Origin of the sequence: Neisseria sp. HMSC03D10, from assembly GCF_001807625.1 — a bacterium.
In the GTDB taxonomy this organism is placed as follows: Bacteria; Pseudomonadota; Gammaproteobacteria; order Burkholderiales; family Neisseriaceae; genus Neisseria; species Neisseria mucosa.
This window is the reverse complement of record NZ_KV789512.1, coordinates 10,762-11,124: the sequence shown is the minus strand read 5'-3', so window position 1 is coordinate 11,124 and position 363 is coordinate 10,762.

The following is a 363-nucleotide window of genomic DNA, read 5'->3' as shown; positions in this document are numbered from 1 at the left end:
GAAGGTGCTCATGAGAAAGCCCCTAAATGTCTGAGTAGGAATTTAGGGGATTTTGGGAAATTTTGCAAAGGTCTCTTATAGTGGATTAATTTTAAAACCGGTCGGGCGTTGTCCTGTCTTGATTCAGTATGAAGTTAATTTGTTGTAAATATTTGAATAAAAGAGGTTTTATTTATTATTTTAAAAAATCGATTAGCACTCAAACCATCGTAATTTTGCCCGTTGTATAACCATTTTGATAAGCGGTATGAATTTGATATTTAATGGTAGTTACTAATTTATTTATTTTTTGATATGATAAGTAAATTTTTTAAAAAGGTAAAAACTATGAAAGGTATAGTGGATTAAATTTAAATCAGGACA